Source organism: Thermomonas sp., assembly GCF_041919455.1.
In the GTDB taxonomy this organism is placed as follows: domain Bacteria; phylum Pseudomonadota; class Gammaproteobacteria; order Xanthomonadales; family Xanthomonadaceae; genus Thermomonas.
This window is the reverse complement of the sequence record NZ_JAYRTQ010000005.1, coordinates 192,945-203,899: the sequence shown is the minus strand read 5'-3', so window position 1 is coordinate 203,899 and position 10,955 is coordinate 192,945. Positions and strand designations below refer to the sequence as shown.

8 protein-coding genes and 2 tRNA genes are annotated in these 10,955 nt (G+C 61.9%); 2 read left to right on the top strand and 8 right to left on the bottom strand.

The window, feature by feature from the left end; genetic code table 11:
- From ACE3T8_RS05305 to uvrB, 6 genes are all read right to left on the bottom strand, one after another.
- Nucleotides 1-87, bottom strand: an 87-nt coding sequence (locus ACE3T8_RS05305) for a 50S ribosomal protein L35 (protein WP_374607413.1), incomplete at its 3' end; no start/stop codon positions are given.
- Between the two features lie 255 nt (nt 88-342).
- A complete protein-coding gene (infC, locus tag ACE3T8_RS05300) occupies nt 343-882 on the bottom strand; it encodes a translation initiation factor IF-3 (protein WP_374607412.1) in 540 nt (179 codons plus the stop codon).
- A gap of 72 nt (nt 883-954) precedes the next feature.
- A complete protein-coding gene (gene thrS / locus ACE3T8_RS05295; RefSeq protein WP_374607400.1) occupies nt 955-2,859 on the bottom strand; it encodes a threonine--tRNA ligase in 1,905 nt (634 codons plus the stop codon).
- A gap of 251 nt (nt 2,860-3,110) precedes the next feature.
- Nucleotides 3,111-3,185, bottom strand: a tRNA-Val gene (locus ACE3T8_RS05290).
- A 106-nt stretch (nt 3,186-3,291) separates the two neighbouring features.
- Nucleotides 3,292-3,825 carry a LysM and BON domain-containing protein gene (locus ACE3T8_RS05285; protein WP_374607399.1) on the bottom strand — a complete coding sequence of 178 codons (534 nt, stop codon included), beginning with the start codon at nt 3,823-3,825 and terminating at the stop codon, nt 3,292-3,294.
- A gap of 87 nt (nt 3,826-3,912) precedes the next feature.
- The gene (gene uvrB / locus ACE3T8_RS05280; RefSeq protein WP_374607398.1) at nt 3,913-5,955 is read right to left on the bottom strand and encodes an excinuclease ABC subunit UvrB; all 2,043 of its coding nucleotides are present in this window, start codon (nt 5,953-5,955) and stop codon (nt 3,913-3,915) included.
- A 157-nt stretch (nt 5,956-6,112) separates the two neighbouring features.
- On the opposite strand from uvrB, the gene ACE3T8_RS05275 reads away from it, so the two are divergent.
- Nucleotides 6,113-6,640, top strand: a complete 528-nt coding sequence (locus ACE3T8_RS05275) for a GspH/FimT family pseudopilin (RefSeq protein ID WP_374607397.1) — start codon at nt 6,113-6,115, stop codon at nt 6,638-6,640.
- 109 nt (nt 6,641-6,749) lie between these two features.
- Nucleotides 6,750-6,826: transfer RNA gene (locus tag ACE3T8_RS05270), tRNA-Asn, on the top strand.
- A 55-nt stretch (nt 6,827-6,881) separates the two neighbouring features.
- Here the strand turns inward: ACE3T8_RS05270 and ACE3T8_RS05265 are convergent.
- Both ACE3T8_RS05265 and ACE3T8_RS05260 read right to left on the bottom strand, forming a co-directional pair.
- Nucleotides 6,882-7,310: a type IV pilin protein gene (locus ACE3T8_RS05265; protein WP_374607395.1), complete on the bottom strand. Its 429-nt coding sequence runs from the start codon at nt 7,308-7,310 to the stop codon at nt 6,882-6,884.
- A 4-nt stretch (nt 7,311-7,314) separates the two neighbouring features.
- Entirely contained in the window at nt 7,315-10,953 is a 3,639-nt protein-coding gene (locus tag ACE3T8_RS05260) for a PilC/PilY family type IV pilus protein (protein ID WP_374607394.1), read from the bottom strand.
- Between the last annotated feature and the right edge of the window lie 2 nt (nt 10,954-10,955).

Sequence of the window (10,955 nt, the reverse complement as noted above, 5' to 3'; positions counted from 1 at the left end):
CTTGTTGGCGTGGCCGCACTTGTACTTGCCGGAAGCGGTCTTCCGGAAGCGCTTGGCCGCCGCCCGATTGGTCTTGATCTTGGGCATTGGGAATCCTTGCGAAATCTGCTGACTGGTCGAGGCGGCAATGTTTGTACTTTGAGGCTCGCTATCGCTCGCCTCGAAGCCCAAAAATCACGCTTTCCATCCTGCCTGAGCCGGTGATAAGCCTTTGATTCCACTGGAATCAAGGCGGGTCCTGGGTGCCACTGAACAACAAACCCGGCGAACCGGGCCGCGCATTATGGCGGGCCGATACCGGGTTTGCAATCTTTCCTTGCGAAATCAGACCCTTGCGCGATCTCACTTCTTCTTCGGCGCGATCATCATCACCATCTGCCGGCCTTCCAGGCGCGGGCGCGATTCGATGACGATGTCCTCGCCGAGGTCGGTCTCGATCCGCGCGGCCATCTCGCGGCCCAGTTCCTGGTGGCTCATCTCGCGGCCACGGAAGCGGATGTTGACCTTGATCTTGTCGCCCTCGAGCAGGAACTCGCGCATCTTGCGCAACTTGATCTGGTAGTCGCCCTCGTCCGTGACCGGACGGAACTTCACTTCCTTGATCTCGACCTGCTTGGTCTTCTTCTTGGCCTCGTTGGCCTTCTTCTGCAGTTCGAACTTGAACTTGCCGAAGTCCATGATCTTGCAGACCGGCGGATCCGCGTTGGGCTGGATCTCGACGAGGTCGAGTTCCTCTTCCTCGGCCATGCGCAGGGCTTCGTCGCGCGAAAGCACGCCGATCATCTCGCCGTCGCTGCCGATGACCCGGACGCGCGGGACGCGGATTTCCTGGTTCCTGCGGTTCTGCTTCGTGTCGGTGGTACTGATGTTGCGATCTCCAATGGAGTGGCATCGCGAGATGCCGGAACGGCCACGATTCCGGAATCGTGGCCGGCTGTGGACAGGCGGCTGGGGTCAGCCGGCCTGTTCCTGGCGCAAGCGCGCGGCGAAGTCGTCGACCGACATGCTGCCGAGGTCTTCCCCACCCCGCGTCCGCACCGAAAGCAGTCCGTTTTCCTTCTCGCGGTCCCCGACCACGAGCAGGTACGGCACGCGCTGCAGCGTGTGCTCGCGAATCTTATAGCCGATCTTTTCGTTGCGCAAATCGGAAACCACCCGGAAGCCTTGATTCGCAAGGCTTTTCCGGGCCTCGGCGACGGCGTCGGCCTGGGCGTCGGTGATGTTCATGACCACCGCCTGCACCGGTGCCAGCCAGGCCGGGAAGTGCCCGGCGTGGTGCTCGATCAGGATGCCGATGAAGCGCTCCATCGAGCCCACGATGGCCCGGTGCAGCATGACCGGATGGCGCTTCTGGCTGGTTTCGTCCACGTATTCGGCGCCCAGGCGCCCCGGCATCATGAAATCGACCTGCATCGTGCCCAGCTGCCAGGTACGGCCGATGGCATCCTTGAGGTGGTACTCGATCTTCGGGCCGTAGAACGCGCCCTCGCCCGGCAGTTCCTGCCATTCCACGCCAGAAGCGCGCAGCGCGCTGCGCAGGGCGTCCTCGGCCTTGTCCCAGGTGGCGTCGTCGCCCAGGCGGGATTCCGGCCGCAGGGCGATCTTGATCTGGATCTCCTCGAAGCCGAAGTCCGCGTAGACCTTCAGCGCCTGCTCGTGGAAGTCGCGGACCTCGGACTCGATCTGCGACTCGGTGCAGAACACGTGGCCGTCGTCCTGGGTGAAGCCGCGCACGCGGAGGATGCCGTGCAGCGCGCCGGACGGCTCGTTGCGATGGCAACTGCCGAACTCGCCGTAACGGATCGGCAGGTCGCGGTAGCTGTGCAGGCCCTGGTTGAACACCTGCACGTGGCCCGGGCAGTTCATCGGCTTCACCGCATAGGTCCGCTTCTCGGACTCGGTGAAGAACATGTTGTCCTTGTAGTTGTCCCAGTGGCCGGAACGCTTCCACAGCTCGACGTCGAGGATCTGCGGGCAGCGCACTTCGCCGTAGCCAGTGTCGCGGTACACGCGACGCATGTATTGCTCGACCACCTGCCAGATGCTCCAGCCCTTCGGGTGCCAGAACACCAGGCCCGGCGCTTCTTCCTGCAGGTGGAAGAGGTCCTGCTGCTTGCCGATCCGGCGGTGGTCGCGCTTCTCGGCTTCCTCGATGCGCTGGATGTAGGCCTTCAGCTGCTTCTCGTCCGCCCACGCGGTGCCGTAGATGCGCTGCAGTTGCTCGTTCCTGGAATCGCCGCGCCAGTACGCGCCCGAGATGCGGGTCAGCTTGAACGCCTTGAGGAAGCGCGTGTTCGGCACGTGCGGGCCGCGGCACATGTCCACGTATTCCTGGTGGAAGTACAGGCCCATCGCGGTCACGTCGGCGCTCATGTCGTCGATCAGGCGCAGCTTGTATTCCTCGCCGCGGCGGGCGAATTCCTCGATGACCTCGGCGCGCGGCGTCATCTTCTTGACCACGTCGTAGTCCTGCGCGATCAGCTCGCGCATGCGTTGCTCGATCGCCGCCATGTCGTCGGGGGTGAACGGGCGCTCCGAGTGGATGTCGTAGTAGAAGCCCTCGTCGATGACCGGGCCGATCACCATCTTCGCGTCCGGGTACAACTGCTTCACCGCGTGGCCGACCAGGTGCGCGCAGCTGTGGCGGATGATCTCGACGCCTTCCTGGTCTTTCGGCGTGATGATGCGCAGGCCGGCATCGTGGTCGATGACATCGCTGGCATCGACCAGGCGGCCGTCGATCTCGCCGGCCACGGTGGCCTTGGCCAGGCCCGCGCCGATCGACTGCGCGACCTGCATGACGGAAACGGGGGCGTCGAACTGGCGCTGGGAGCCGTCCGGGAGGGTGATGTTGATCATGGTGATGTCCCTGGGAGACGTGGCCAACTGCCGCTGGCGAACTGGAACGAAAAAGGCGCCGCAGCGCCCTTCGACACGCCCACCCGAGTGGACGCGAATGCGACGTGCGGTTCAGCGGTGGGCGATGGTAGTGCTCATGTCGCACGCTCGGCCGGCGTTGCCGCGGGCCACCTGTCTCCGGAGTGGAACGACATCGAAACGCGGGCCAGAAAAGCCGAACGGCCGGATCGCTCCAGCCGTTCGGGACATTCTGGTGGGCGGTACAGGGTTCGAACCTGTGACCCCTACCATGTCAAGGTAGTGCTCTACCGCTGAGCTAACCGCCCCGAAGGGACGCGCATTCTACCGGACTTCGCGGCCTCCGCTCAATGGCCCGCCCAAAAGAAACGCCCCGCACGTGGCGGGGCGTCCGGGGCGTTCGCCGAGCCTGGATCAGGACTGCGCCGGGATCCGCAGCACCTGGCCCGGATAGATCTTGTCCGGGTCGGACAGCATCGGCTTGTTGGCCTCGAAGATCTGCTGGTACTTGTTGGCATCGCCGTAGCGCTGCTTGGCGATCTTCGACAGGGTATCGCCCTTCTCCACGGTGTAGAAGGTCGAGGCCGTCTGGCCGCCCTGCGAGGCATGCGCCGCGCTGGAGCCAATGCCGGCCGCCGGGGTGGCCTTGGTGGTGGCAACGCCGCCGCTGACGTTCGAGAAGCTCGGGCTCGCGCCGGTCACGGTCATGCGATCGTCAACGCGCTCGATGCCGTCGATGTTGCCGGCGATCAGCACGGCCTTTTCGCGAGCGGCCTGGTTGCCGACGCTGCCCGTCAGGCGCGCCGTGTTGCCGTCGACCTCAACGTCGATATTCGAGTAATCGCCGCCGTAGCTGCCCATGTGCGACTTGATCGCCGCTTCGCGCTTGGCTTCGCCCGGCTTGAAGATCTTCTCGCCGGCATCCTTCATGAAATCAAACATACCCATCGGTTGCTCCTTGTTCGGGGGGACCAGTGGCCAGCATGGCAGTTGACCCGTGATGAACTCATTAAGCCCGCCGACGCCGCAGAGGCACTAGAGCATCGCCTCGCGCAGGCGCCGGATCTGGTCGCGGACGCGGGCGGCGGCTTCGAACTCCAGGTCGCGGGCGTGCTGGTGCATCTGCTGCTCCAGCGCCTTGAGCTTCGCCGCCTGCTGCGCGGGATTGAGCCGCTGGTAGTCCAGTTCGGGCTCGGCAACGCGCTTCGCCTTGCCGCGGCCCTTCAGTTCGCCCGGCTCGAAGCGCGCACCCTCCATCACATCCATCACCGCACGCTGCACGGATTGCGGGGTAATCCCGTGCTCGAGGTTGTGCGCCACCTGCCTGGCACGTCGGCGGTCGGTTTCGTCCAGCGCCTTCTGCATCGAGTTGGTGATGCGATCGGCATACAGGATCGCCTTGCCGCGCAGGTTGCGCGCGGCGCGGCCGATGGTCTGGATCAGCGAGCCGGTGCTGCGCAGGAAGCCTTCCTTGTCGGCATCGAGGATCGCGACCAACGAGACCTCGGGCATGTCCAGGCCTTCGCGCAAGAGGTTGATGCCCACCAGCACGTCGAACAGGCCCAGGCGCAGGTCGCGGATGATCTCCACGCGCTCCACCGTGTCCACGTCGGAATGCAGGTAGCGCACCTTGATGTCGTGCTCCGACAGGTATTCCGTGAGATTTTCGGCCATGCGTTTTGTGAGCGTGGTGATCAGCACCCGATCGCCCCACGACACACGCTCGCGGATCTCCGACAACACGTCGTCTACCTGCGTCGCCACCGGTCGGATCTCCACCGGTGGATCGACCAGGCCGGTCGGGCGGACGACCAGCTCGATGATCTCGTCGCCGGCCTCGCGCAATTCGTACGGCCCGGGCGTCGCCGACACGTACACGCTGCGCGGCGCGCGGGCTTCCCATTCCTCGAAACGCAATGGGCGGTTGTCCAGCGCCGACGGCAGCCGGAACCCGAAGTCCACCAGCGTTTCCTTGCGCGCGCGGTCGCCCTTGTACATCGCGCCGATCTGCGGAATGGTCACGTGCGATTCGTCGACCACCAGCAGTGCATCGGGTGGGAGATAATCGAACAGCGTCGGTGGCGGATCGCCCGGCGCGGCACCGGTCAGATGCCGCGAATAATTTTCGATGCCGTTGCAGTAGCCGACCTCGGCCATCATTTCCAGGTCGAACTGGGTGCGCTGGCTGAGCCGCTGCACTTCGACCAGCTTGTTCTCCGCGTACAACTGCTCCTGGCGCTCGCGCAACTCGGCCTTGATCGTCTCCACCGCGGAAATGGTGCGCTCGCGCGGGGTGGCATAATGCGTCTTCGGATACACGGTGAACCGCGGGATCTTGCGGAAGATCTCGCCGGTCAGCGGATCGAACATCGACAGCTGCTCGACTTCCCCATCGAACAGTTCGATGCGCAATGCTTCCAGGTCGGATTCCGCCGGGAAGACATCGATGGTCTCGCCGCGCACGCGGAACGTGCCGCGATCCAGTACCAGCTCATTGCGGGTGTACTGCAACGTGGTCAGGTGGCGCAGCAGTTCGCGCTGGTCGATGCGCTCGCCGCGCGACAGGATCAGTCGCATCGACAGGTAGTCGGCCGGTGCACCGAGGCCGTAGATGGCGGAAACGGAAGCCACCACGATCGTATCGCGCCGCGACAGCAAGGCCTTGGTCGCCGCCAGCCGCATCTGCTCGATGTGGTCGTTGATCGAGCTGTCCTTCTCGATGTAGGTATCGCTGGACGGAACGTAAGCCTCGGGTTGGTAGTAGTCGTAATAGCTGACGAAGTACTCGACCGAATTGCGCGGGAAGAACGCCTTGAATTCGCCATACAGCTGCGCGGCCAGGGTCTTGTTCGGCGCCATCACGAGGGTCGGCTTCTGCACCGCCTGGATCATATTGGCGATGGTGTAGGTCTTGCCGGAGCCGGTCACGCCGAGCAGTACCTGTTTCGCAACGCCGTTCTGGAACCCGGCCACCAACTTTTCGATGGCCTGTGGCTGGTCACCGGCTGGCTGGTAGGGCGAGACAAGTTTGAACCCTTCCGAGGCGATGGAAAGGTCGAGATCGGACGGCTCGGTCATGGGGGAGTTCGCAAAGGCCAACCGTTGAGTCTACGCCGCCCGCGTGCACGGCCTGCGACTGCGCTGCGGAAATGTCCTACGCACGTCGGTGGCGTCGCCCGATCCCGCCTGGGAAGCACGGAACCTAGCCTGATCCCATTCCACCGGGAGTCCAGTCATGCGTCGCAGTGCCGGCTTCACCCTGATCGAACTGGCCACCACGATGTCCGTCGTCGCCATCCTGGCCGGCATCGCCGCGCCGTCCTTCGCGGGCTTCATCGAGCGCCAGCGCGCATCGGCTGCCATCACCTCGCTGATGTCGCATATGGCATTGGCACGGGTGGCCGCGATCAGCCGCAACCAGCGCGCCGTCCTTTGCCCCTCATCCGATGGCGTGCATTGCGAAGCCAGTACCGACTGGAGCACGGGCTGGATGCTGTTCCTGGACGAGGACGGCAACCGCAAGCCGGACGGCAGCGACGAAATCATGCGCATCGACCTCGAGCCCACCAGCCGCCACCTGCGCGTGGTCAGCACCACCGGCCGTCAACAGTTGCGCTACCTGCCGGACGGGCGCAGTGCCGGCACCAATCTGACCGTCTCGATCTGCAACAAGTCCGGCGAACTGCTGGGCCAGGTGATCGTGAACAACATGGGCCGGCCACGCAGCGAGCGGCCAAGAGTGGCAGCCGCATGTCCTGCCTGATCCGGGTCCGGCCAATCGTCACATTGCGTTCGGGGTCGCAAGCACCCTTCCACCCTGAGGTCAGTTCCAGCTTGCCCGCCACGTTGGGGCCGTCTACAATGCGCTCCCCGCCCGAATAGCTCAGCCGGTTAGAGCACTTGACTGTTAATCAGGGGGTCGTTGGTTCGAGTCCAACTTCGGGCGCCAGAACAAGAAAAACCCGCCGAAAGGCGGGTTTTTTGTTGTTGGCCGCGTGCGCTAGTTACCAGCAACCCGCTGTGGCAGGATACTTTGCACCTGACTGGTTGACGCTGAGCGTCCCGCATGAATCGCCCGATTGCTGGCCTGTAGGGGCTGCGGTGATGTTGTAACTCCTCACGTCGAGACCGGCGGTGCCCATCGTGTAGTACTGCAATGTCTCCGGCTCACATCTCGCACTCAAGGTCGCAGAGTTCGGGGCACCCACGTAGGTCATTGCCGTGGTGTAGTAGCGCTCCATCTGCTGAGCCATCGTCAACGCACAAGCCGCGCCAGCCGCCCGGCGCGTCTTGCGCATGTGGTCGTTGTAAGCAGGGAGGGCAATCGACGCAAGAATGCCGATGATAACGACCACTATCATCAACTCGATCAACGTGAAGCCTCCCTGGGAAGCACGATTCGATCGCACATCGCTCATCCGATAATTACTCATTTCATCAATCCACCCGAATTTCGCGCCACGACACGCGGTCAAACTGTGGCCGAAGTGTGGTAGCCGACCTTACGCCGCCACCGCCCGTTCCGCCCACCACGATCAAGCCGCGCAAGAGATTGGGCAATGTGGGCATACCGACTTCAATGTTGATGGATCCGACCGGACGCCCATCAGATGTCTGGTCATTGGCACTCTGGCCATCGCCATCGAGGTCGAAATAGGAACCGCCAGCACTGGTTCCCGTGAACGCATCCAGCGCATTGATGAAGCCAGAGCCATCTGCCTCACAGGCTTCACCCGCCGGCATCATGCTTGCCGTAAGAAGGAAGGTCGAAACGACCTGCGCGTCTTGGACAATGCGCTCGCCAGCACCAGGCAAATCTATAAACCAGCCCTTGGCACCGCTTGGCAGCGCTTCCTTCTTCTGAAAACCACGGACCTGGAAGCCGCTGACCGCTTCACCGGTCACTTCGATCTTCCTCTCAGCCAGGCCGGCACGAGTAATCGTGCTTCCATCATCAACGAAACCATACATGGACTGGGACGTATTGTTGGCAGGATCGGCGTCCTCGACCGTCATGTACCGCCCAGTGCCGAAGAATATCCAGCGCTTGTTGGTGCTAGGTTCGAGCGCGACCGCGATACCTGAAGTGATTGGCTGCGCGTCACCACCGGCATTGGTCGCGGTAAACAGTTTAGTGACCGACCAAGCCCCGGGCGTGTTGCTAGTCAAGTCGAACTTCCAAACATTACCGAGCAGGTCGCCTGCATACACGTAAGCCAATGTCTTGCCATCGATGGAGTAGACCCCCGTCGGCGTCGACAACGCATTCGGCAACGTGGCGGAGCCAGCGCCGGTATCGATCTCCCGTATGACCGCCCCCGTCTCCAGATCCATGACGATCAGCACAGCTCGCTCATTGGCACTATTGACGCCATTGCCAATGACTACTGCCGGCTTGGGCGTTCCATTGCGAACTTTGGCGATGATCGGCTTGCCCACCACTAGGCCCATGTTGCTGTCTGGCGTCTCAGCACGCTCCCATTTGACATTTCCCGCTCCAAAGCTGCCGGGATTGGTGACGTCCAGCGAATAGAGACCCTTACCGCCCCTCCCCAAAGTGCCTACAAGCACATTCTTTCCAGGGGTGAGTGTCTTGTTGCTAACCACGATGGGACCATCGACGAAGTAGCGATGCGCGTAGTCGCCACGGCTCAAGGTCGACAGCCACCCCCAGTTGATGATGTTGGGAATGTACGCAAACACCTCTTTACCGTCTTTCGCATTGAATGCATGTAGCATGCCGTCGTTTGCACCGACATAAATGGTGTTCGTGTCTTCGACGTAGGCGGGGGACGAACCAATGATATCTCCCAACAGACTCACTCGTTCGCGGAGACGCGGCGCATATCCGCCCTCTTTGGTTTGATCTCCCTTGATATAGTCGGCATTCTCCGTGCCGGTGACGGGATAGTTGGAAACACCGCCACCGCGGGCCAGGGCGATCAATTGATCGCTGGTTGGGAACACAGCGCCTGTTGTTCCGTCAGACGTGATGATCGTGCGGCTGCTGCCGATGGTTGCATTCCAGCTGACAGTAGGTGACACACCGGATGCGCTGACATCTCTCGCCGAGAGGCTTCCCGTCCAGGCGCCCGACACATAACTAGCGTTGAATACTTGAGAGTCCGTATCCAGTGACACGGAGTTCGACGCCACGTTCGAATAAGAGCTGGTGCGCTCCGTAATCGAAGCCAGAGCATCCCGCAGCGCCTGCGTGAATGCATCCGGATCGTTGGCCAGCACGAAACTGCCATGGCCATTCACCGCAGCGTGCCAGAGATCGTCAATGGAATTGGGTTGAAGATTCTCGGAGACAGGCCAATTCAGCGCGCCGCTGGTGATTGCCGGGAGGTCAGTCGCTGGATTGAGCGTACCTTCTGCACCGATCGACACGGAAAAGGTCGTCATATGCTGCCAGAACGCAGGGTCGTCAGCCGACTTGGGAACCTTGTTGTCCAAGTCAGTGCGCAAATCGGTCTTCCAGAAGTACATGGCGATATCGGCGAGCGTATTCGCCTGGGGCGCCCGAAACGGCCGTTGGGGAGAATAGGTATAAGTCTCCCCTGTAGGCGAAGTGATCAAGCTGCCTGCAGCGTCGTCCTGCTCACCAACCGTTTTTCCGGCCCCCGTGTAATCGTAAGTCGACGAGTTACTACTGTCGTCGTTGCGGTAACCATCCGTTGTCAGGATGGTGAAGCTCTGCCGGCAGATGTACTGATCCTTGACATCACCAGGACCCCAAGGCCCGTCTGCAGTGGTGTCCGATGCAAAATAATTTCCAGCATCCCACAGTGCCTTGCGCAATGGCGTGGCGCTGCTTCCTGTTTCCGCATAAAGGCGCTGGTACCAGGCCGAGCGATTATTGTCTGCCCCCGCAACGCCATTGGGATCGTCGAACAACCCGCCATTGCGGGTCACGGGAATGGGCTTGTTGCGCGTGATCGGATGCGTTGCCCAGTTGACCCCACCGGCAGTCCCGGTTATCGGCATGTTGTTCCAGATATTGCGATAGCCCAGGCGATAGTTGCTGCCCAGTTCCGCAAAGGCACGTCCGGCGCCGGCTTTGGCGACCTTGTAACGCGTACGGTGATAGGAATACCAGGTCGCGAAATTGGTTCGCTCATCGGCATCGCTACGGCCGGTAGGTGTTGCATTGGTGCAGTTGACCCAGCCACCCCCCGTGCAGCCGTCACTATTGACTTGGTAAGTCACGGTGACGGTGACCCCTGAGAAGCCCGCAGCAGAGCGCCCCGCCAACGCGATGTGCCAGTCGCCCGCTCCGGGATTGTTGCGGGGAATCGTTTTCGTAGCGCTGCTGGTAACTCTTGAGTCGGTGAAGGTAACCGTGTCCGGTGCAGCGTTGTGCCGGATATACAAGTTGGCGTTGCCTGCACCTGTTGCAACGACCACCATGTTCACTACATTGGCCGGCAATGTGACAATCGGCAAAGGGTACATGGTGGTGGTGCCGGTGCCGGACAAGCCGCCAACCGGATAGCCCGGGGCCACAACCGCTTCCGAACGACTTGCATCCCACTCGGAGCGCTGCACGGCGCCGCTGGTCAGTATCTGATAACGGTAATATCCGGAAACGTTGCCGTGGGCGGCGGTATCAACCGGGTCCTTGGGAACGTAATAGCTCTGTGTCGACGTCTGCAGATTCGTCGTGGAGTTATCGAACGGCGGAATACGGTCTGTGCCCGAATAGGCGTCATTGTAATTCCGACCGCCGTTCATGGTAGCGCCCGTGGAATCCACCCACGGCAGATAGACCTTGTAGGGGTTGTAGTAGATCTTGTTGCGGATGAACGTCTGGTTCTTGATATTGATCGTGGACACGTTTGGAATCGAGTCCGGCAGCCTTGTTTCACTCATCGAACCCGAGTTGTCGAGCACAAACAACACGTTCGGCGGTACCCGCGCGCCCGTGGTCAAGGGCTCTGTTGGCACCACGATCCCGGCATTAACGGGCAGGGCCAGCACGGTCGCCAGGCATGCGGCAGGCGCAACCCACCAAGGGCGCGCCACGCGCTTGTCACGCATGCCAAGAAGTGGATGACTGACGTTCGTTTTCATGT